The following is a 20,848-nucleotide window of genomic DNA, read 5'->3' on the forward strand; positions in this document are numbered from 1 at the left end:
CCATGAACCCAAAGACCTTTAATTCATCACGCCGAGGCTTCCTGCGCGGAGTCGGCGTTACCATGGCCTTGCCCTTTCTCGAGTCGCTTTCACCCGCTGGCAAGGTGCTGGCCCAGGGGAAACAAACCGGGGCGCTGGGTGCCAATGGCGAGCCGATCCGCTTCGCCACCTTCTTCATGCCCAACGGTGTGAACCCGCGCGCATGGATGCCGAACAAGGGCGGTGGGAAAATTGGCGAGCTGCCACGCATTCTCAAACCCCTCGACGCCCTCCGGGAGCACATCAACGTCATCACCGGCATCAAGAACCCCGGCAATGGCCACAGCCTGGGCACCGCCAGTTTCCTGACCGGCATGAATCCGCACCGGACGATGAAACCCAGCGAGGTGAATGTGCACAATGCCAGCCTTGATCAAATCATCGGCGAAGCGCTGAAAACCAGCACTGTCTTCCCCACCTTGGAGCTCGGCATCGGTGGCCAGGCGCAGGCGGCCAATGCCATGGCGGCCACACCGGTCTACACCAGCCACATCTGCTGGAAAGATGCCAAGACACCCATCCCCTACGAGGTGAACCCGCAGCGCGCCTTCGATCGCTTGTTCAAGAATGCCACGGCAAAAGGCAGACGCCACGCAAAAGCCGAGCCGTCGAATATGCCCGATAGCAGCGTCATCGATGCCGTCCTGGCAGATGCCAAGGCGCTCGGCAAAAAACTCGGCCGTGAGGACAAGGCCAAGCTCGATGAATACTTCACCGCCGTGCGCGAAGTGGAAAAACGCATCGCCCAGCAGAATGCCGTCACCGGACTGAACATCACCGAAGACGTGCTCAAGGACATCCTCGGACTGAAGGGTGACATCCGCGAGCACATGGCCGATCAGAAAGACGGTCGTTTCCAGAAACAGCCGAAGATTCCGCAGCGGGAATATGGCCGACTGATGATGGACATCCTCGCGCTCTCATTCTGGAGCAACTCCACCCGCTCTGCCACCCTGTCCTTCGGCAACGGCTTCCAAGGCGGCGGTAACATGTCCTTCCTCGATGGCGTCAACAGCGCCCACCACCAGGCCTCGCACCACGGCTTTAAGGACCAGAAGCTGGAGCAGTTCACCGTGATCAACACCTTCTACATGGAGCAGTATGCCTATTTGTTGGATCGATTGAAAAACATGCAGGAAGGCTCCTCCAATGTGCTGGAAAACTCCCTCGTGCTCTTCGGCTCGAACATCAGCACCGGCCAGGCGCACAACGGCAAAAACATCCCCGTGATCCTCTCCGGCAACGCCGGGGGCCGATTGAAAACCGGCCGTCACATCGCCACCAAGAACCAACCGATCGGCGACCTGCACCGCTCCATCCTCGATATGATGAACGTGGAGGCCAAAATCGGCAAAGGCTCCGCCACCATCAAAGGCATCTAACGCTTCCACCTATCCTATTTTCACCCCACTCCCATCACACGATGACCAAAGCACTCCTCAGCCTCCTTTTACTCGTCCCCATGGCAGGTCTAACATCCGCCAAACCCTTGCCAGAATCTCCGGATAAAGCGGAAAAACCTTACACCAATCTGATCAAAGGAAAGTGGGTGCATCAGGAGGAGCCGGTGATCGAGGACGGCCTGCCATTCTGGTTCTACGCCGATCGCAAACTGAAGTCCGCCAGAAGTGGCAAGAAGCACCCGCTGGTCATCGTCTTACACGGTCGCAGGAACAAGGCGAAGCCCGGTGACAAGTTCAAGGTCCAGAGCATCGCCACCATCTGGACCAAGGAGAAGATTTACAAGGAGCACCCCTGCTTCGTGGTGCAGCCCTACTACCCGCCAAAGGGTGGCTGGGAAAAGATCCCTGAGAAAATCGACGAGCTGGTGAAGCATCTCACCAGCCACCTGCCGGTCGATATGAAGCGCATTTACCTAGTCGGGTTCTCCAATGGCGGCCAAGGCACCTTCCTGACGCTGGCACGCCAGCCGGATTGGTTTGCGGGAGCCGTCACCATGGCCGGTCCGGTATCGCCCAAGCAGGTGGTGGGTAAAATCAAGGCACCGGTCTGGTGCTGGGTGGGTGGTAACGATACCGACCTGAACAAAAACGTCCGACTCCCAGCGCTCGCCAAGCAGCTGCAGAAACTCGACGACCGCGTAAAGCTCAACATCGTCCCCGGCGGCGGCCACGGCTGCGCGCCGCAATCGATCGGCACCGACAAGGTGCGCGACTGGTTATTCGATCAACGTCTGCCCTAAGCCATCATGAAAATTCACCACCTCCTCGTCCTCCTGTTAGCGGCCAGCAGCGCCGTTCAAGCTGGGAACGGACTGCCTGTTAGAAAAGGCCTGATGCTCGATCTCGATGCCGACCACGGCGTGGAACTGGAGGAGGGGAATCGGGTCAAAGCTTGGCACAACCAAGTCAAAGGCAACGCCGCGGACGTCTTTGTGAAACGCGACGAAGGCCGCAAGGTGCCAGGCTCAGGCCGACCCACCTTCGTCCCGAAAGTCAAAAAAATCGGCGGCCACAACACCCTCGCCTTCGATCGCCAGGAGCTGATCAACATGGACGAAGATGTCTTTGATCACCTCCTAACAGGCAGCGGCTACACCTGGGTTTCCGTGATGTCGATCGGTCAGCAGAAGCAGGGCAAGAAGGACGTGAATTCGTTTTTTGGAAACCTGAAAAACGGCAGCAACTACGAAGGCTTCTGGGGCTGCCTCGATGACGCCAACCACGTCTGGATGGGCTCAAGGTGTTGGCCAGCGGAGAAAAAAGGCAGGCAGCCGCTGTGGAATGAGAAAAACCCGAAAGTCACCGCCCCGGAACCGCTCGCCCTCCATCGCTACTACCTGGTCATGGGCCGCATGGGAGCCGGAAAAGGAACCGTAAACCTGGATCTCTACATCAACTCAGCCACGCCAGCGGACAGCCAGAAAGTCCCGGTCAATCCCAAGGCGAATTCCTCGAAAATGGCCATCGGCCAGGAACGCGACGCCACCAATCACCCCGGCCACGAGTCATTCGTCGGCGAGATCACTCGCTTCCTCATTTTCGACCGACCACTCAGTGACCAGGAGCTAGCCGACCTGAGCCAATACCTCATGAAACGGTATGACATTGGCACGAAAAAATGATCCGCAGGGATTCAGACCCCTAATAGGTCGATCTACCGCATCCCAAGGCAAGGCCCAGATTGTGACACACAGCTTCCGTGCTGAAAGCACACCGGATCACAGCCCCGGACTTCAGTCCGGGGTCAACGGATGAGAACACCGCGCCCTGTAAGGCCGCCGGAGTGGTTTCGGGCGATGACGTTGGGTCACGAGGAAGTCATGAACGGATCGCTAAGCAAAGCTTCCAGTGCCCCCTTCAGGGCACCGAACGATTCCACCATGCACCCATGGCTGGAAGCCATGGGCTTTGTTCCATGGTGCCTTCAGCACCTCGGCCAGGATACTTGTCAATTCACCTTGCTGTAGTCATCTTCTCTAACAATTGTGCGTGAAATTATGGCAACGCCATAGTCTGCGGTAACGTATCTTCGGAGCATAACGCGTGTTAGTTCCTTACACAGTAGAAAAGTAAATGCACCATTTCTATACCGAACCCTTTCATCCCCCAATTTTTCATGCTCCTTTACTATTTACGAAATGATCATTTAACATTAGACATTTTAGGAGAAGTTGTTAGCGCGTAGGGCAACATCTAACATTCAAGCTAAAGGCTGCATGGACGAAGAAGATTTTAAGGAACTGGCTCCCAACCCTCAAGTAGGGTTGTATACTGCCGAGCACGTTGTTTCGGGCATCCCTATTCCAAAAACAAAGCGGATTGAATTATTTTCTCCAGATCAATGGGAAGAGTTCACGGAGGAGTGGGCGACATCCCTCACTGGTTCGTATCATAAAATAAAACGGTTTGCAGGGGCTGGGGATCAAGGACTGGATGTTGTTGGCTTTATCAAAAGTGGCGAGTTTGATGACGGATGGGTGAACTATCAATGCAAGTATTATGATCATTCCTTGTATCCAACAGATGTTTGGGTAGAAATTGGTAAAATAATTTATTATTCGTTTGAGGGTGAGTATCCACCACCACTGAAATATTTTTTCACAGCACCCAAACAAGTCGGAACCACTCTTGGTAAGATGCTTGCTAAGCCCAAAAAACTAAAAGAGCAGTTAATGAAAAATTGGGAGCAACACTGTGAAAAGAAAATTACAGATACAGCTACGATTGTTTTAGAGGGTGATTTTCTACAATATTTAAATGATTTCGATTTTTCCATTTTCGAGTCCATCACACTCGTTGAGATGATCAAAGGGCATGCAACCACGCCATTCCACTCCGTAAGGTTCGGTGGAGGTTTAGGCCCTCGACCAAAACCAGAAATTCCCGCTGAGAATACTGTGTCAACCGACCATCGCTATGTACGCCAGTTATTATCTGTGTATGCTGAAGCTATGGGTGTTGAAAGTAAACCTATCAGCCTAGAGATTTTGGAGAGAAACGAAAGATATAAAAAGAATTTCCACAGGCAAAGAGAGCGGTTTTACCATGCCGAATCACTGCGCAATTTTTCACGCGATACCGTTCCCGTAGGCACCTACGAGCAATTACAGGAAGATATATACCAAGGGGTTGTCGACGTTTGCGAAGGTAATCATATTTCAGGAATTGTGTGCATGACAAACACCGTCTCACAAGCCGCCCAAGTTGCCGTGCATTCAAGCCCACTAGCTAGTGTGACAAGAGTAACTGATAAACAGGGGATATGTCATCAATTATGCGATGACGAACGCTTAACTTGGATAGACGATAATGAATGAATCCGCATTGAAAACTCCATTCAATAGCTCGCTCGAGACTGGTATGCGCGCTATGATTATCCTTGTTACTTGCTATCCACGTTCACTAGATTTGCAACGGTTAGTTGATTTTGATTACTTGGTAGTGCACTCAGGTGATGTTGACGGTCCAGAAAGCCTTCATCCGCCCCTTCCTATGCGCGCGGGTGAACTGTTGATTAGGCGCAGTATCATTGAATCTGGGGTAATGCTGATGATGAGTCGTGGCTTTATTGAAAGAGTGGTTAAGGATGACGGTATTGAATATTTAGCAAGTGAAACAGCCATGCCATTTGTTAGTAGTTTAATAAATTCATACACAAAGAATTTACAAGATCGCGCTAAGTGGGTAATACTAAATTTCGGTGATGCTTCCCGTGATTCACTTCAATCAATCACGGCTAAATTTTTCGACAAATGGACAACTGAGTTTCATCCATTACAAGGATCTCTAGATAATTGACATGGACATTAACAAGATAGTAATCCGCGATGTTAGTTTTCTTGGGAACGGTCGCGATTCCGCCAGTATCAAATTTCAATCTGGTTTAAACGTATTATGTGGGGCCTCGGAAACTGGAAAATCGTTTTTGGTTGAGGCCATTGATTATCTGCTAGGAGGAGGCAAGCTGCGCGACATACCAGAAAGAGTTGGCTATGACCGCGTACGAATTGGAATCGAAATAGTAAATGAGGGTTCTTGGACTTTTGAGCGCAGTGTTGATGGGGGTGGGTATACGCAATATGAGGGAATCATCGGTGAAGAAGTTGTTGCTGAATGCTATGGTAATCTAAAAGTAAAACACACTTCTGGAAAAGTTGATAACCTATCAGGTTGGATGTTAGACAAAATCAATCTTCTTAATAAAAGATTGAAGAAGAATAAGTCAGGTGGAACGCGCTCACTGAGTTTTAGGGATTTGGCACGGCTTGTTATCGTAAATGAGAAAGAGATAATAAGGCATGACTCTCCGTTTCTCAGTGGTCAGGTTGTCACCAAAACAGCCGAATATTCAGCTTTGAAGCTATTGCTCACCGGTGCAGATGACAGTGCTGTTGTAGCTATAGAAAAAAACGAGACCGCTGAAACTGGGCTTAATGCGAAAATAGAACTACTTGATCAGTGGATCCAAGATTCGGAAGATGAAGTTGCTGATTATGGTGCTACGAGACGTGAAATTACCTCCCAACTTGTAAAACTTGAAAATGCCATTGTTTCACAAAGGGATTATTTAGGAGAAATTCAATCCCAACTGAACGAATCAATGAGACGTCGCCGTGAAGTTGTGAAAAGGCGTGAAATAGCACGAGATCGTTTGGATGAAATCACTGACCTCCTAGAACGATTTTCATTACTCAGGGCTCACTACGCTGTTGACATTAACAGACTTATGGCTATCGAGGAGTCAGGGTCATTATTTGTGCATCATGCAAAAGTAACTTGCCCTCTTTGTGGAGCTCCTCCTGAGGCCGGTCATGACGATGGTGCTTGCGATGGTGCTTGCGATGGAGATGTTGCATCAATTGTTCAAGCAGCATCCGCTGAAATCGAAAAAATAAAAGCCTTGGCATCTGATCTTGAGGCCACGATCACATCTTTGTTAGGTGAGTCCGATCGATTAAAACAGCTGTTAAAAGGTATAGATATTTCTTTTGGATCAATTGATCAAAGTATTAGAGAAACTATGGCACCAGATTTATCCATCATGCAGCAGCAATACTCTGAATTTTTAGAGAAAAAAAATGAGGTTCATGACGCCTTAAATGCAGTTAAAAGACTGGATAAACTTAAACTCCAAAAAGAAGAGCTTCTTAAAAATGAAGGTGATGATGTGTCTGAAGATGATGGCACTGGCGCTGAATTATCCAAACATGTCCTTAACCAACTTTCTCAAACCGTGCAAAATATATTGCAAGCTTGGGACTTTCCTGATGCTGAGAATGTCTATTTTGATGAAAAAGAAAAAGATTTCGTTATAAGTGGAAAACCTCGAGGCAGTAGAGGCAAGGGTTTAAGAGCAATCACACATGCTGCTGTTACCTTAGGGCTACTCGAGTTCTGTCAAAAGTACTCGCTGCCCCACCCAGGTTTTGTAGTGATGGATTCCCCCCTGCTTGCTTATTATGCACCTGAAGGAGAAGAGGATAACCTACAGGGCTCTGCTCTGAAACATAACTTTTATAGATACCTGCTAGATAACCATGCAGAAAATCAGATTATCATTATTGAAAATCAACATCCTCCCGAAGAATTTGCAGATAAACTCAATTTGATTGTGTTTACAAAGAATCCTCAAGAAGGGCGCTTTGGGTTATTCCCAATTGAAACTGAAACCATATAAGCCGCTCATAGCTTAAAGTGACTAGATTTGATTTATAATAGTGGTCGTAGTAGCGAATAGGAGAAGAAAAGGGTCAAAAAGGGAGCAAATACAGAACTGCATCATCCCCGCCCTGCATAGACTCCTTCTATGATTCAGAATCAGGCGACTCCTGCTCCTTAAGAGCCTCAAACTTGGCTGCCATCGTGGGGTTGTTGCGGGTCAGTTTTTTGACGGTGACGTTTTGGGCTTTGTCGTTGGCTAGGCGGAGGTTTCGGTCAGTGCCGAGGAGGGCGTCTTTGGTTTTTTGCAGGTGACTGATGGACTTGTCGATCTCGTCGATGGCGGTTTGGAACTTTCTGGATGCCAGATCGTAGTTTTTGGCGAAGGCGTTTTTGAAGTTGTCGAGGTCGGCTTCGAAGTTGGTGACATCGACGCTCTGCGCCTTGACCAGGGCGAGCTCGCTTTTGTATTTCAGCGAGTTCATCGCGGCGTTGCGCAGCAGGGTGATGATGGGCAGGAAGAACTGCGGGCGGATGACATACATCTTCGGGTAGCGGTGGAAGACATCGACAATGCCGGTGTTGTAGAGCTCGCTGTCTGACTCGAGCAGGGTGACCAGCACGGCGTATTCGCAGCCCTTTTCGTTGCGGTCCTTATCGAGCTCCTTGAGGAAGTCCTCGTTCTTTTTTTTGGTGGCGGTGGTGTCGCTTTCGTTTTTCATTTCGAACATGATCGAAACGATTTCGGTGCCTTCTTCGTCGGTATCGCGGAAGATGTAGTCGCCCTTGCTGCCGGTGCGGGCGTCGTTGTCCTTTTCAAAATAGGCTCTCGGAAATGCGGTGGATCGGATCCGGTTGAACTCGGTCTCGCAGTGCTGCTCGAGAGTCTCGCCGACCATCTTGGTGGACAGCTGAGCTTTCATGTCGCGGAGTCGCTCGATGGCGTCGTCGCGGTCCCTGATCTGGGTTTCGTACTTGTCCTTGAGTGATTTCTCGGCGAGTTGCTTTTCAAGCTCCACCTGCTTGAGGCCGTTCCGCAGTGCGTCGCGATCCTTCTCCACCTGGCTGACGGCCTCGGTGATGGCGAGCTTCTGGGAGACTTCGCTGGCGTTCAGCTTGGCCTTGAGGTCTTGAATCTCCGCATCCTTCTGCGCGGCGGTCTGTTGCATTTCGCTGGCGACCTTTTCCTTGGCGAGCTCGATGGCGTTTTGTTTGTCCTTTTCGGCCAGCTCAAGTCGCTCATGCAACTGCTTTTCAAAGTCACTGTCACGAACCTGCTTCAGAATGTCGGCATAGCCTGCTTCGTCGATTTTGAATGCCTTGTTGCAATGGGGGCAGATGATTTCGTCGTAATAGGGGTCAGGAAGAGATTTGACGCATCTGGCTAAACATCTGATCTGTTATGATGTGTCGTTATTATTCTAAACACGGACTAGTGTCATCAAAGTCTCAAAACGGTAGATAGCTGGCCGACTGCCTTTGGCTTCCTTCGGTTTGCTGCAATCGTGAATCGGGAGCTGGAAGCGCTGCGCGATTACCTTACCCAGCGCTATCGGATTGCTCTGGGGACTGGTGTTTGAGGGAGTTTGGCTTGGGGCGATGCACCTAACTATGACCTTTTTGGGGACGGTTTTTACGCGCTTTGTTATTGAGGAAAGTTATCGCCAGCTTATGCGTATTGCTTGTGCCGCTTGTGGAACTCGCGGCCGATGTTCGAACCGAGCCACCAATCTATGAAATTGAATCACCTGATCCACCCGGTCACTGCCACTGTGCTGGGCCTTGTTACTGTCAACGCTGCGGAGCTCGAAGAGCAGTTCGCGCCTGATACAAAATGGAATAGCTTCGGCAAGCTGGAGGCCGACAAGGAAGGTCTGGTGGTGCGCAGCCAAGGCGACGACCTGCTCGCCAACATCGCGCCGAATGGCAAGTTTGACAAAGCCGGCTTTCTCCGCAGCAAGGAGAAGTATCAAGATTTCCACCTCAAGATGGAGTTCATGATCCCGAAGGGGGCGGACTCCGGCGTCTACGTCATGGGCCGCTACGAGATCCAGATTGGCGATAGTGCCGGGAAGAAAGCCACCAGCATCTCAGACCTCGGAGCCATCGCCCAGCGCTGGGACAATCACCGCAATCCGAAGGGCTTCGAAGGCGTCGCTCCGAAGGTGAATGCCGCCAAGACGGCGGGCGAGTGGCAGACGCTCGAAATCGTTTTCCGCGCACCTCGTTTCGCCAAAGACGGCAGCAAGACCCACCACGCGAAGTTCCTCAAGGTGCTGGTCAATGGCCAGCTGGCCCACGAGAACCAGGTGGCCAAAGGGCCGTCGCGCTCAGCTGTGTTCCAGAATGAGTCCGCCAAGCCGGAATCGATTTTCATCCAGGGGAAGACCAGCCCGGTCGCCATCCGCAAGTTCGAGGTGAAGAAGCTGGAGCTGAGCACCGAGGGTGAGCCCGCGCTCAAGGGCAGCGAGGCCGCTCCGCTGGATCGCCAAGGCCAGATGATGATCAATGCCGTCGATTTCGGTAGCAAGGTGTTCCAGGCGAAAGGTTGCGTCGAGTGCCACAGCACCACCTCAGGCGAGGTGAAAACCGGGCCGTCGCTCTACGGTTTGTTCACTCTGACCGGGAGAAAAACCAAGGTCTTTGAACCGGGCGAAGGTCACCGCAAGGAGCTGCCTGCGGACCTCGCTTACCTGACATTTTCCATCCGCCGCCCGCACGAGGCGCTTTCGGTGAAGCCCGATGGCAGCAACCACCTGCCGATCATGCCCGCCTATGATTTCAAGGCGATCAACGACGATGAAATCAACGCGCTCTACAGCTACCTGCTGACCCTGAACGAGCCCAAGGACGCAGGTCCGAAGGTGCTCTGGAAGAAGAAGCCGGCCGCCAAGTATCAGCTGGAAAAAGATCCCATCGCCATCCTGATCAAAGACTATCCGCGCCTGGAGCGGGTCGATATGGGCGAGCACATTTCCGCCCGCGCCTACCACGTCGGCCTGCCCGGCGACATCAGCTACAGCTTCGATCCGCGTAACATGGCGATCGCCCAAGTCTGGGACGGCCCGTTCATTCAGAAAAAAGATCAGGTGAGCCGCGGTAAAGGCGGTGCTGCCCAGCCCGGCTACAAGAGCCGCGATTACCAGATTTCCAACCTCTTCCAGCCCTTCGATGCCAAGGGGGAATTGGTCGATCTCAGCTACACCTCGCCGCCGGCGATGTTCGACGTCAAGCAGTCGGAGACATTCGTCAACGACAAGGCGGACTTCATGAAAACCGTCAATGCCTACCCGGCGAAGTTCCTCGGGGTGGACACACCGAAGCAGAAAGTCCCTACCTTCCGCTACCAGGTGGACGACAATGAAGTGGCCGTGACCGTTAACATCAGCAAGTCCTCCGAGCTGCTGGCCAGCTTTGATCTCAAGCTGAAGTCCGAGCAGGCTTTCGCCATCCCTGCGGGGAAATTGGACAAGGTGCAGGTCTCCCACGGCGAGCTGCGCGATGGCAAGTGGATCCTGCCCGCCGGCGAGCATTCCGCCGTCACCTTCAAGGCGACCCTGCCACCGCTGTCCGGCAGCCGTTATCCATCGGACGTCGCCGCCAGCGAGAGCTACGCGCCGCAGAAGCTGCTGTGGCAGCCATCGAAAAAAGAGGCCACCTTGCCAGAAGGATACCGCATCGAGGATGGCACGCCGCCCACCGATCCCTTCGGCCGCGAGCTGATGTTCGAGCCTCTCGGCATCGAGTTCCATCAGGGCGAAGCCTTCGTCTCCACCCGCACCGCAGGCATCTGGAAAGTGGTCGATGGTGAGTGGCGCTTGTTTGCCGAAGGCGCTTACGAATCGATCGGTATGGTGGTGAACTCCCCCAATGAGGTGGTGATCGGCGAGAAGGCCGGCCTCACACGCCTGATCGATAGCGATCACGACCACTGGGCGGAAAAACGCATCAACATCACGGATAAGTTCCGTTTCAATGGCGGCTACCACGAGTATCTGCACGGGCCGATCAAGTACAATGGCAACTACCTCTTCACCCTCAACCTCAGCCACGAGGTGATGGGCGCTTACAAGGCGGGAGGCCGCTACATGGGGTCCCGCGGTGGTCTGCGCGGCTGGATGCTCTCGTCCGATGAGCAGGGGAACACGGAGCTCTACGCCAATGGTTTCCGCAGCCCGGCCGGCCTGGCATTGTCGCCTGAAAATGAAATCGTCTACGCTGAGAACCAGGGTGAATTCGTCGGCACCTCGAAGATGTTCAAGGTGCACAAAGGCAAGTTCTACGGCAACCCGACTGGTCTGATCGATCTCCCCGGCAAGAATGTTTCCAGCCCCGATGTCCAGTGGGATGCGGTCAAGGATAGCCGCGAGCTGCCATTCGTCCTGCTGCCTCACGGCGAGGTGATGAACACCCCCGGATCGCCGGAATTCTTGACCGATAAGATCAACTTCGGACCTTTCCAAGGCCAGATGTTCCTGGGCGACCAGATGCAGTCGAACATTTACCGCATCGACTCCCAAGTGGTCGATGGCCAGGAGCAAGCGGTCGCCATTCCCTTCGCCGAGGGACTGGAATCCGGCGCTGTGAGAATCCGTTTCAACCCGGCAGACTCGAGCCTCTGGATCGGCCAGACTGGTCGTGGCTGGCGCGCGCTCGGTGGTCAGCTCGCTGCCTTCCAGCGCATCGTTTACGATCCCTCGGTCACCGTGGATGCGATCAAGACGGTGAAAGTCACTGCCGAGGGCTTCGATATCCACTTCACCCAGCCGCAGTCCGGCGCGGATGAAGCGGCCAACATCGAGTGCGATTCCTGGTATTACATCAACAGCGCGAAATACGGCTCGCCCCGCGAAGGTGTGCGTAAGGAAAAGGTCAGCAGCACCCGCTGGAATGCCGAGAAGACCATCTGCCACGTCACCCTGGATGATTTCAAAGTGAAGCGTGCGCAGTCCGATCACAGCGCCCGCGTGTTCCGCCTGAACCTGGCGAACACCGCCTACGGCAAGAAACACGGACCATTTTTATCCAAGGCCTACTACACCTTGTATAAGATTCCGAAGAGCTAAGTGATCGCGGCAGCGTGGAAAAAAGGTGGCCGTCCGCAGCGATGGCCGCTTGACCCGCTGCCGGCATGTCGTATCAGTCATGCCATCATGAATCATCTATCTCTGAGAGAGCAAACCGATCAGCAAATCGCCAAAACCCGCGCAGCCAACCCTGACTTCATGGGCGCCGTGGATGAGCTGCTGGCCGAGGCCAAATCCTTCCAACGCGGAGCCGAGGCGATCGATCTCGCTCAGAAAGCCCCCGATTTTGAACTGCCGAATGCCCGCGGAGAATTGGTCGCCCTCAGCGATCTTCTCGCCTGTGGTCCGGTGGTGGTGACCTTCTATCGCGGCGGCTGGTGCCCGTATTGCAACCTCCAGCTGCAGGCGATGCAGACTCGCCTCCCCGAGCTGCGCGAGCTCGGTGCCAGCTTGGTGGCCATCAGTCCGCAGAAGCCGGATGCCTCACTGAGCGACGAGGAAAAACAAGAGCTCAGCTTCTCCGTGCTCAGCGATCAGGACGCCAAGACCGCGGCGAGCTACGGCGTTGCCTGGGAGGTGCCGGAACGCCTGCTCAGCCACATGCGCGACGACCGGGGGCTCGACCTCGAATCGATCAACGATGGCAATGCCAGCATCCTTCCCATCCCCGCCACCTTTGTGCTCGATGCCGAAGGCGTGGTGCGCTGGCGCTTTGTCGATGTCGATTACCGCACCCGTGCCGAGCCCCAGGACATCGTCGAGGCCGTGCAGCAGCTGAGCGAGAACGCCGGTTAAGTCGACGGCCAGTTGTGCTACCATCCCCATTCAACCCTGAACAATACACAGCCTGATGAAAGCCATCCAATTTATCCGAAACAGCAGCGCAGCTGGATCTGCCATCGATGTCGAGATCGAGACGCCCACACCCACCGGCCACGATCTCTTGGTCCAGGTGGAGGCCGTGGGGCTGAATCCGGTCGATTACAAAGTCCGCCCCGCCGAGGGTGACGATCCGAAAATCCTCGGCTTCGATGCCGCAGGGGTGGTGGTCAGTGGTGGCGAGGACACATCGCTTTTCCAGCCGGGAGATCGCGTTTATTACGCCGGCGATGTCACCCGCCCAGGCAGCAATGCCGAGTATCAGCTGGTGGACGAACGCATCGTGGGCAAGCGCCCCACCTCGCTGGACGCAGCCACCAGCGCCGCCCTACCACTCACCGCGCTGACCGCTTGGGAGTCTTTGTTTCACCGCTTGGGCATCGATGTGGATACTCCGGAGAAAAATGCCGGACAGACACTGCTGATCATCGGGGGTGCCGGTGGTGTGGGATCGATCACCATTCAGCTGGCGAAATTGGCCGGGCTCACTGTGGTGGCGACCGCATCGCGTGAGGAGAGCGCCAGCTGGTGCCGCAAGCTCGGCGCCGATCACATTATCAATCACCACGAGGACATGCCGGCGCAGCTGAAAGAGCTCGGCCTGGGGATGGTGAATTACATCGCGAACTACAACGACATCGATGCCGTCTGGGATGCCATGGGCGAGATGATTGCTCCCCAGGGTGGCATCGTCCTGATCACCGGGAACGAGCAAGCGCTCGATCTCACCGGCCCGTTCAAGGTGAAGTCGGTGTCGATCTGTTGGGAGTTCATGTTCACTCGCTCGATGTTCAGCACTCCGGACATGATCGAGCAGCACCACATTCTCAACCGCGTGACGGAGCTGGTCGATGCCGGGCAACTCATCGCCACCGCCAACGATCAGCTGAGCCCGATCCAGGCCGAGAACATCCTCGAAGGCCACCGCCGGATGGAGGCGAAGTCGGCGATTGGAAAGCTCACGGTCTCCGGCTGGGACTAAGCGTCAGATGGCAGTTAGGGGCCGCGCGCCGGGGGGATCTCAAGATTCCTCCTTGCGAGCAGGGGAAGCCTGCACGAGCATGTTGGTATGATTCCCCTAGCCATGTTTGTTTCGCACCCCACTCTCGATCTCATCCTGCGCGGCCTGATCCTGACCACCGTGGGGCTGGTTTGGGTTGTTTTGTTAGTGCGGGTGAATGGTCTGCGCTCGTTTTCCAAGATGACGAACTTTGACTTCGTCATGACGGTGGCGGTGGGCTCTTTGTTAGCCGGTGCCAGCCAGGCCACCAACTGGTCAGGTTTCGTGCAGAGCATCATTGCTATGGCGGCACTCTTTATCGTCCAGCGACTCGCCGCCAGCCTGCGCAAGCGCTCGGACACCGCCGAGGACCTGATGCAGAATGAGCCGGTGATCCTGATGCGTGACGGTGCCATCATCGAGAAGGCGCTCAGTGCCACCCGAGTTTCCCGCAGCGATCTGATGGCGAAGCTGCGCGAGGCAAATGTGCTGGATCTCCAGGAGGTCCGCGCCGTCGTGCTGGAAACCACCGGCGATATCTCGGTGCTGCACGGCGAATCCTGCGCGGAGGATCTGCTGACCGGCACCCGCTGCATCGACGAGTAGACGGCTGAAATTTCATCCCACAAACAGCCCCCACTAACATCTCATGAGCAAGTGCCCCTGGTCAGATCCGGAGAAAATCGCCGCCCTGAGCCGAACGGAAATTGGCGAGCAGCTGGCGGCACGCGTGGCGGCCCAACTGGTGGCGGACAACGGCCAAGCTGGCATTTGGCAGAGTCATCAAAGTTACTGCGGCCACGGCCTGGTTTTTGCGGACGGAAAGATCTGCCTGGTGTCGGTTCATGATGGCGATGTGCTCTACGGGCCAAGGTTGTTAGAATGGCAGCAGCCCGACACCTTCGTCATCTGGCTCAGCCGACAAAGTGACTTCACGCTATCGGGGGCCGATCGCAGCGTGCCGGAACTTTTCACCAAGTCACGGTTCCGGCGCAACAACCAGCGGCTGACGCGCGCCAAGCTGGAGCATTATGTGTTAGACTCGGCAGGCCGCTGAGCCATCGCTGCGTTTGTGCAAAGAACTCCTTGCAGTTCGATCAGGATAGGAGATTCTATCGCCAGTTTTATATCTGATGAACGAGCTCGAAACGAACACAGCCCTCCGCGAAGGGATGAAGGGGTATGGCCTGGTGATCCTGGCTGGCGTGCTCTATGCCATCGCCCTGAAATACTTTGTGCTCCCGTCCAAGGTGATCCTAACAGGCACCGAAGGGATTGCCACGGCGCTCTCGTATTACTTCGAGAGCTACGCCCTGTTCATCACCCTCTACGTGATCTTCCAGGCCGGGCTGCTTTGTTTTGCCTTCACCAAGGTAGGGCGGGTGTTTGCCCTGCGCTCGATGGTGGTGGTCGGCACCGTGGTGCTTGGCTTGATTGTGCTGCCGGAGCTTCGCTTTGCCGATCCAGAACCGCAGAACGAACGGATCATTCTGGTGCTGTTCGGGGGCATCCTCGCCGGCGTCGCCAAGGCGATGGCTTTCCAAAATCGGGGGTCGACCGGTGATGAGGACATCCTCGGCGCTTACTTTGCCATCAAGTATCTGAAACCTGTGGGTTCGATTGCGGTGATCTCATCGATCGGCTCCACGGCATTCGGATTGAGCATGGATTTCTTGAAAAATGGTGACTTCGAAACGGTGATCAACACCCTGATGTACACCTGCATTTACATCTTCGTCTCCGCCGAGATGCTCAATAACCTCTACCGGAAATTCAAGATCACCATGCTGGCGGTGATTTCCAAAGACCACAAGACGGTGGCGGCATCCATCACGGCCACCTCAGCGCACCGGACCTATTCGTTGCACGAGTCCACCGGTGGCCACAGCCAGGAATCCTTCCGCGTGATCCGCACCATCATCACCCACGAGGAGCTGCCGCAGATGATCGCCGCGGTGCAGGCTGCCGATCCGGAGTGTTTTTACTACTACCACGATATCGAGGGGATCTCCTCCCGCTACTACATCTCGCCCATCGGTTAGATCCGCGGCGAGACCTGAGCAGGTCTCAGATTTATTGAAAAGCGGCGCGTCTGCTGCGTCCGCTTACTTCTTCGGCGCAGCTTGCTCTCTGGCTTCACGCTGCCACTTGGACAGGTCCTTGAGCGTGGGGAGGCTGCCTTCATGGACGGATTTGGCAAAGCGTCCGTAGGGTTGGATGGGCAATGCTCTTCCCACGGCGAAGGCCTTGGCTGCTGCCACACCCTGCTTGGCGGTCATGGCTGCGTCTTCCTTGTTTCCGAGACGCCATTGGTGGATGCTCAGGCTGACAAAGTGGTTCGGACCGATGGGCGATTCGTTGCGCAGGACGTAGTCGGCGTAGAGTGGCACGAAGGCTTTCATGAAGTCCTCCGGATACCCGTGCTGCTCACTGCGAGCGAGCCGCATGCCGGTCATCGAGATGAACGAGTTCTTGGTCTCACTCACAGGCATCTCCTTGAGCTCAGTCACGGCCGCTGGCCAATCTTTGCAAACAATCAGCACCCAGAGCTCGAGGATCGGGATCTCGGGGTGAGCGGAGTCGATGCCTTTGAGCTGCTTGAGTAGGGTGCTCATCTTGGCGGCGTCTTGCTTGTTCCTGGCGTTGTAGATGGCTTGCACCAGTTGCTTGGTTTTCCCCTGCTGGTTCTGGGCGGATAGCAGGGTGTTTGCGCCTTGCTGGGCCCCCTCGTCACCGGCGAGCAGGGTCTCGATCAGTTGGTCCGTGAGCCGGGAAGCCTGGGTGGACGCCAGCAGTTTGCCATTTCTGACGATGAATGCATGGGGGATGGATTTCACGCCGGCGGCCTTCAGCCATTCGCTCTCGAATGCCGAGCCCTTACCGGTGAAGGCAACCGGATACGACATCTTGGCGCCCTTGAATTTGACGAATTTTTCCACCTTGGCCTGATCGTCCTCCCAGACGCTCATGCCGTAGACCCGCAGCCCCTTGTCGTAGTATTTTTTGTGCAGTTCGTTGACGTGGGGGATCATCATGATGCAGGGGCCGCACCACGTCGCCCAGCACTCGAAGATGTAGACTTTGCCCGGTTCAAAGGCTTTGGGTCCCTCGCCCTGCACCCAGGTGGCCTGGGTGATGGCGGACAGGCTGACTTCAGAGCCCGCGACCACGCTAGCTTTGGTCGCCGCCTGCTGGGCACCGACGGGGGCAGCCGCCATGACCGTAGAGGCAAGCAGCAGGCTCAGCCGGAAAAATGGAGTCAGGGAGGCAGAAAAAATCGAGCGTGAAGCTGCGTGGATCGTGGTCATGATGGTAGCGTGAGTGGAGTGATGGAGCCCATCGGGCATCCTCGAGAAACAAGGGGCAACTCAAGATGAAGAAACGTGCCATGACAAGGGGCAAATCCCCGGTGGCCAGCCTATGGCGTTGAAAACATCAGAGCTTTCCAGCTGTCCACCACGCTAAGGCGTCCAGCTCCAGGCTTAGCCGCGCTTTTTCAGAAGCTTGATAATCGCCTCCGCCGCAGGGGCTGCCGAGGCTGGGTTTTGGCCGGTGACCAGTCGGTCGGAAACGACCGTGTGAGCTTTGAAGTCCGGGCCGGAGCTGTAGCTTGCTCCCTGGGCCTTGAGTTTGTCTTCCAGCAGAAATGGCACAGCCTCGGTGAGCCCTACCTTGTCCTCCTCGCTGTTGGTGAAACCGGTGACCTTTTTCCCTTTGATCAACAGCGAGCCATCAGGGAGCTTCAAGTTGACCAGCGCCGCCGGGCCGTGACAGACGGCCGAGACGATTCCGCCCTGGGCATAGATTTTTCCTGCGATCTCCGAGGCTCCGGGAGCAGCGGGAAAGTCCCACATCGTGCCGTGTCCGCCGGCGAAGAAGATGGCGGCGTAGTTTTTGGCATCCACATCCTTAAGCACCTTGGTTTGATCGAGCGCGTTCTGGTAGGTTTTGTCGTTTAAAAATTGCTCGTTCACGGCGTCGGGTGCCTTGGTGCTGCGTGGATCGATCGGCGATTTCCCACCCTTCGGACTGGCAAAGTCGACCGCATATCCGGCCTGAACAAATTTCTGCCATGGGTGGGTAGCCTCGGCGAGCCACAGCCCGGTCGCTTTTCCATCAGGCATCTTCGCATGGTTGGTGACCACAATCAAAACGGTCGGCTTATCCGCGGCCGCCTGGGTCAGTGGAATGAGCAGTAAACTGGCAATGAGAGTGAGGAGCGATTTCATATTAAGGAAACGGAGCCGTGGGAATCATTTGTCTGAGCCCCGAATCCATTTTCCAGCTAGTTACCCGTGCTGCTAGCACTACTTGATCGGCTGGCTCCGAAGGGTCAATGCTGGTTCAGCTTCCATTCGGCCTTCTCCTTGATTACGGACAGCGAAGGAAAGTAGTAACCTTTGTGAACCACTAATACCCTGCCTTTCTCATGGTTTCCTTTGTATGAAAGAGTGAAGTCATCGAGTTTGTAATCACTAAAGACTTCCTTGAAGTTCCTTTGGTATCCCTGCAAGAGTTTATCCCATCCTTCTTTTTTGCATTGCGCTTGCATTTTCTCGGAGAATGCAGATTTCAGTTGCTTTAGGTCCCCCTCTTTTACGGTCTTCAGAAATGTAATTACTGGTTGCGTTTGGGCAATGGTGTCAGCTGCGATGGCTGTTGATGTGGCGAAGCCGAGCATAAACGTGCCAACAAAGAATGCGCTTGTGAACAATCTCTGGAATGGTTTCATTATTTCGAAGTGGTGTGGAAATTCTATGAACGCGTCAGGCATGCGCATCCGTGAGGTTTTATTTGCAGGACGTCTTGTTCGCCATTAGTTGATTTGTTGGCTTCGACGCCACGCGGGATCCAAGAGGTCGGACACCTGCTGTTCGGTGAGAGTAAACCACTCGCCAGAAGTTCTGTGCGTGGAAAATAGGCGATGAACAGTTCCTTCTGTAGTGCGGGATGCCGCAGAAAAATGCCCAATCAGCTCTAGCTTCTTTGGTGATCCTGTTTGTAAAGATCTGAGACGAGCCGCTGGGTTCTCGGCAGTAGTCCAGCCAATCTTGTAGTGATCGGATCCTTCTTGGCGTATCACGTAAATAGTTCCACGGACTGCTGGAGTCGCAAAGAATGATGCTTCGGAACCAAGGTTTAGTCCACCCAGTTTGAAAGCGTGTAGCCATAACTCCCATGTTTCCTTGTCTGATTCGGATCTCATGAGAGCATCGTCGCCCTTCTCGACAATGAGTGTCTTCCAATCGGTTCCTGTGAAGTAGTAGCTGCCGTAACCGAGGTGAAACTCGGAATCGATCCACCACCGACTGGTCACGTCGTGTGGCCGCTGCGTGTAAGGTGGGAATCGAAGAAACTCGAACGCAGGAGCCCCTGAATACGTGGTAAAGGCTTTGTCGACATCAGGAAGAAACTCTTCCCACAAGAGGTTCTGATCAACCTGCTCCGGATACAACTCGGCCCGTGCCTGCTGAGCCATCTGTGCTACTGGAGGAAAAACTTGGTCTGGTATGAACTTCTCGCCGTCAGGATCATAGGCAAGGACAGTTGCCAAGTAGGCGACAACCTGCCTCTGGATCACGGCAAGATCGTTTCGTTCGAAGAGGTTGTGAAGCGGGCGAGGCAGGACTAAGCCAAATGGGTAGTAGTCCTCTCGAACTCCAACGTTTCCAAATTCGCCTTTGTTGACCGCGTTGTGAATATCCTCCCACAGGGTCCATTCGCGTGCTGTGGTTGGATACCAAGTAAGCTCTCTTCTCTCATCAAGTCCCCTGATTGCACGAACGCAGGCCACACGCTCAAGAAACGCATCCTTCTTTAGACCTGCGATTCGATGGATCTGGAGATTTGGCACATTCGCCGGGTCAATGAGGTCTCGAATCGTCATTTCTTTAGCCGAACAGTATAATTAGTGAACTCGGGGAGTAGGAGCTCACAGATGCTTCATCATGGAGTTTCATTCAACACAGAGCGAATACAGAGTTGAATGGAACAGACTCTAGTCTGTTAGGTTGAGCGGCGGCAAGAGAAATCATCGAGGTCGCGCATTGCTATGGCCCTTTATACGAACACATTTATGAGGAATGATCCATTTCTACCCAAATCAATCAGTCCCCGAATATGGAGGGCGTGGCGTCTGGGGGGCTACCGATGATTCGATAGCCGTTGCTCAAAGTATTCTTCGAGCTCCTGATAGATGTTGTCAAAATCGTCCGGATCATCAGTGAGCTCCATCATGAGGAAGCTGCTGTCGTGGGATAATTCGGGATCGAGCAGCCGCGATAGCCAGAGGTCGACGGCTCGGTCGCCCCGATGTTTGCGGATCAGTTCGAGTCCTGCGACAGGTTCCGGTCGTCTGATCGCGCTGTAGAGATGCCGGCCTTCACCGATGGCACACATAATGGATCCACCGCCACCCGAGGCAAACAACCAGCTGTGGTCGTGCCCATCGTCGCCCCGGTAAGCATCATAAAACCCGCTGAGCTCGGTTTCTTTGATGGTGGTTCTGGGAATCCAGAACATCCGCGAGGTCGATTGCATCCTGCCGCAAGTGGTGCAGATCTCCGTGCCGCGAAAAAATCCATGCCCCGCCCACGCAGAAAACGTCACCAGCAGAGTCGCCGGGAACACGACGAAGATGAGGATTTTTTTCCAGTGTCTCATGGGTGAAAAAGGGATGAGGTCCAAACGTCGGCGACCCGTTAGAGATCTGTGGCATCACTGATGACGGACTACGTGACGGAAGTAGAGTGTAACAAAGCACTGTCCGTTGATAAGGGAAA

Annotated in this window: 19 protein-coding genes; 13 read left to right on the forward strand and 6 right to left on the reverse strand. The window is 54.4% G+C overall.

Annotated elements, in window-relative coordinates:
- The first annotated feature begins 2 nt into the window (after positions 1-2).
- The 7 genes from JO972_RS10165 (at position 3) to JO972_RS10195 (ending at position 7,179) form a co-directional block, all read left to right on the forward strand.
- Positions 3-1,421: a DUF1552 domain-containing protein gene (locus JO972_RS10165; RefSeq protein WP_309489934.1), complete on the forward strand. Its 1,419-nt coding sequence runs from the start codon at positions 3-5 to the stop codon at positions 1,419-1,421.
- A gap of 41 nt (positions 1,422-1,462) precedes the next feature.
- Positions 1,463-2,242 carry a carboxylesterase family protein gene (locus tag JO972_RS10170; RefSeq protein WP_309489935.1) on the forward strand — a complete coding sequence of 260 codons (780 nt, stop codon included), beginning with the start codon at positions 1,463-1,465 and terminating at the stop codon, positions 2,240-2,242.
- Positions 2,243-2,248: 6 nt separating this feature from the next.
- Entirely contained in the window at positions 2,249-3,124 is an 876-nt protein-coding gene (locus tag JO972_RS10175) for a LamG-like jellyroll fold domain-containing protein (protein ID WP_309489936.1), read from the forward strand.
- Positions 3,125-3,322: 198 nt separating this feature from the next.
- Positions 3,323-3,469, forward strand: a complete 147-nt coding sequence (locus JO972_RS10180; protein ID WP_309489937.1) for a hypothetical protein — start codon at positions 3,323-3,325, stop codon at positions 3,467-3,469.
- 249 nt (positions 3,470-3,718) lie between these two features.
- Positions 3,719-4,819 carry an ABC-three component system protein gene (locus tag JO972_RS10185; RefSeq protein ID WP_309489938.1) on the forward strand — a complete coding sequence of 367 codons (1,101 nt, stop codon included), beginning with the start codon at positions 3,719-3,721 and terminating at the stop codon, positions 4,817-4,819.
- Positions 4,812-5,300 (forward strand): ABC-three component system middle component 2, encoded by a 489-nt coding sequence (locus tag JO972_RS10190; protein WP_309489939.1) that lies wholly within the window; start codon positions 4,812-4,814, stop codon positions 5,298-5,300. The genes JO972_RS10185 and JO972_RS10190 overlap by 8 nt, the downstream gene beginning before the upstream one ends.
- A 1-nt stretch (position 5,301) precedes the next feature.
- Complete coding sequence (locus tag JO972_RS10195) at positions 5,302-7,179, forward strand: AAA family ATPase (RefSeq protein WP_309489940.1); 1,878 nt, start codon at positions 5,302-5,304, stop codon at positions 7,177-7,179.
- 127 nt (positions 7,180-7,306) lie between these two features.
- Here the strand turns inward: JO972_RS10195 and JO972_RS10200 are convergent, their stop codons facing one another.
- Positions 7,307-8,557: a DUF2130 domain-containing protein gene (locus tag JO972_RS10200; RefSeq protein ID WP_343221580.1), complete on the reverse strand. Its 1,251-nt coding sequence runs from the start codon at positions 8,555-8,557 to the stop codon at positions 7,307-7,309.
- Between the two features lie 336 nt (positions 8,558-8,893).
- Between JO972_RS10200 and JO972_RS10205 the strand changes: the two genes are divergently transcribed.
- The 6 genes from JO972_RS10205 to JO972_RS10230 all read left to right on the forward strand — a co-directional run bounded on the left by JO972_RS10205 (position 8,894) and on the right by JO972_RS10230 (position 16,108).
- Positions 8,894-12,226: a 3-keto-alpha-glucoside-1,2-lyase-like domain-containing protein gene (locus JO972_RS10205; protein ID WP_309489942.1), complete on the forward strand. Its 3,333-nt coding sequence runs from the start codon at positions 8,894-8,896 to the stop codon at positions 12,224-12,226.
- Positions 12,227-12,313: 87 nt separating this feature from the next.
- Positions 12,314-12,982, forward strand: a complete 669-nt coding sequence (locus tag JO972_RS10210) for a peroxiredoxin-like family protein (RefSeq protein ID WP_309489943.1) — start codon at positions 12,314-12,316, stop codon at positions 12,980-12,982.
- Between the two features lie 55 nt (positions 12,983-13,037).
- Positions 13,038-14,048, forward strand: coding sequence for a zinc-binding alcohol dehydrogenase family protein (locus JO972_RS10215; RefSeq protein ID WP_309489944.1), 1,011 nt, complete (start codon positions 13,038-13,040; stop codon positions 14,046-14,048).
- Between the two features lie 102 nt (positions 14,049-14,150).
- Positions 14,151-14,672 (forward strand): DUF421 domain-containing protein, encoded by a 522-nt coding sequence (locus JO972_RS10220; protein ID WP_309489945.1) that lies wholly within the window; start codon positions 14,151-14,153, stop codon positions 14,670-14,672.
- Positions 14,673-14,715: 43 nt separating this feature from the next.
- Positions 14,716-15,123 (forward strand): hypothetical protein, encoded by a 408-nt coding sequence (locus JO972_RS10225; protein ID WP_309489946.1) that lies wholly within the window; start codon positions 14,716-14,718, stop codon positions 15,121-15,123.
- A gap of 76 nt (positions 15,124-15,199) precedes the next feature.
- Positions 15,200-16,108 (forward strand): YitT family protein, encoded by a 909-nt coding sequence (locus tag JO972_RS10230; protein WP_309489947.1) that lies wholly within the window; start codon positions 15,200-15,202, stop codon positions 16,106-16,108.
- A 63-nt stretch (positions 16,109-16,171) separates the two neighbouring features.
- Here JO972_RS10230 and JO972_RS10235 read toward each other — a convergent pair whose 3' ends face one another.
- From JO972_RS10235 to JO972_RS10255, 5 genes are all read right to left on the reverse strand, one after another.
- Positions 16,172-17,374, reverse strand: coding sequence for a TlpA family protein disulfide reductase (locus JO972_RS10235; protein WP_309489948.1), 1,203 nt, complete (start codon positions 17,372-17,374; stop codon positions 16,172-16,174).
- A 174-nt stretch (positions 17,375-17,548) separates the two neighbouring features.
- Positions 17,549-18,295, reverse strand: a complete 747-nt coding sequence (locus tag JO972_RS10240) for a type 1 glutamine amidotransferase domain-containing protein (protein ID WP_309489949.1) — start codon at positions 18,293-18,295, stop codon at positions 17,549-17,551.
- Positions 18,296-18,399: 104 nt separating this feature from the next.
- Positions 18,400-18,840 carry a hypothetical protein gene (locus tag JO972_RS10245; protein ID WP_309489950.1) on the reverse strand — a complete coding sequence of 147 codons (441 nt, stop codon included), beginning with the start codon at positions 18,838-18,840 and terminating at the stop codon, positions 18,400-18,402.
- Between the two features lie 42 nt (positions 18,841-18,882).
- Positions 18,883-19,953, reverse strand: a complete 1,071-nt coding sequence (locus JO972_RS10250) for a GIY-YIG nuclease family protein (protein ID WP_309489951.1) — start codon at positions 19,951-19,953, stop codon at positions 18,883-18,885.
- A 257-nt stretch (positions 19,954-20,210) separates the two neighbouring features.
- Positions 20,211-20,729: a hypothetical protein gene (locus tag JO972_RS10255; RefSeq protein WP_309489952.1), complete on the reverse strand. Its 519-nt coding sequence runs from the start codon at positions 20,727-20,729 to the stop codon at positions 20,211-20,213.
- Positions 20,730-20,848 lie beyond the last annotated feature (119 nt).

This window comes from Oceaniferula flava (assembly GCF_016811075.1).
Classification (GTDB): Bacteria; Verrucomicrobiota; Verrucomicrobiia; order Verrucomicrobiales; family Akkermansiaceae; genus Oceaniferula; species Oceaniferula flava.

Excerpts from the sequence above, each read along its gene's own strand:
- JO972_RS10165 (WP_309489934.1), top strand. The coding sequence starts at position 3 with ATGAACCCAAAGACCTTTAATTCATCACGCCGAGGCTTCCTGCGCGGA.
- JO972_RS10215 (WP_309489944.1), top strand. The coding sequence starts at position 13,038 with ATGAAAGCCATCCAATTTATCCGAAACAGCAGCGCAGCTGGATCTGCC.
- JO972_RS10220 (WP_309489945.1), top strand. The coding sequence starts at position 14,151 with ATGTTTGTTTCGCACCCCACTCTCGATCTCATCCTGCGCGGCCTGATC.
- JO972_RS10175 (WP_309489936.1), top strand. The coding sequence starts at position 2,249 with ATGAAAATTCACCACCTCCTCGTCCTCCTGTTAGCGGCCAGCAGCGCC.
- JO972_RS10195 (WP_309489940.1), top strand. The coding sequence starts at position 5,302 with ATGGACATTAACAAGATAGTAATCCGCGATGTTAGTTTTCTTGGGAAC.
- JO972_RS10225 (WP_309489946.1), top strand. The coding sequence starts at position 14,716 with ATGAGCAAGTGCCCCTGGTCAGATCCGGAGAAAATCGCCGCCCTGAGC.
- JO972_RS10230 (WP_309489947.1), top strand. The coding sequence starts at position 15,200 with ATGAACGAGCTCGAAACGAACACAGCCCTCCGCGAAGGGATGAAGGGG.
- JO972_RS10250 (WP_309489951.1), bottom strand. The coding sequence starts at position 19,953 with ATGACGATTCGAGACCTCATTGACCCGGCGAATGTGCCAAATCTCCAG.
- JO972_RS10205 (WP_309489942.1), top strand. The coding sequence starts at position 8,894 with ATGAAATTGAATCACCTGATCCACCCGGTCACTGCCACTGTGCTGGGC.
- JO972_RS10180 (WP_309489937.1), top strand. The coding sequence starts at position 3,323 with ATGAACGGATCGCTAAGCAAAGCTTCCAGTGCCCCCTTCAGGGCACCG.
- JO972_RS10190 (WP_309489939.1), top strand. The coding sequence starts at position 4,812 with ATGAATGAATCCGCATTGAAAACTCCATTCAATAGCTCGCTCGAGACT.
- JO972_RS10185 (WP_309489938.1), top strand. The coding sequence starts at position 3,719 with ATGGACGAAGAAGATTTTAAGGAACTGGCTCCCAACCCTCAAGTAGGG.
- JO972_RS10235 (WP_309489948.1), bottom strand. The coding sequence starts at position 17,374 with ATGACCACGATCCACGCAGCTTCACGCTCGATTTTTTCTGCCTCCCTG.
- JO972_RS10245 (WP_309489950.1), bottom strand. The coding sequence starts at position 18,840 with ATGCCTGACGCGTTCATAGAATTTCCACACCACTTCGAAATAATGAAA.
- JO972_RS10240 (WP_309489949.1), bottom strand. The coding sequence starts at position 18,295 with ATGAAATCGCTCCTCACTCTCATTGCCAGTTTACTGCTCATTCCACTG.
- JO972_RS10255 (WP_309489952.1), bottom strand. The coding sequence starts at position 20,729 with ATGAGACACTGGAAAAAAATCCTCATCTTCGTCGTGTTCCCGGCGACT.
- JO972_RS10170 (WP_309489935.1), top strand. The coding sequence starts at position 1,463 with ATGACCAAAGCACTCCTCAGCCTCCTTTTACTCGTCCCCATGGCAGGT.
- JO972_RS10210 (WP_309489943.1), top strand. The coding sequence starts at position 12,314 with ATGAATCATCTATCTCTGAGAGAGCAAACCGATCAGCAAATCGCCAAA.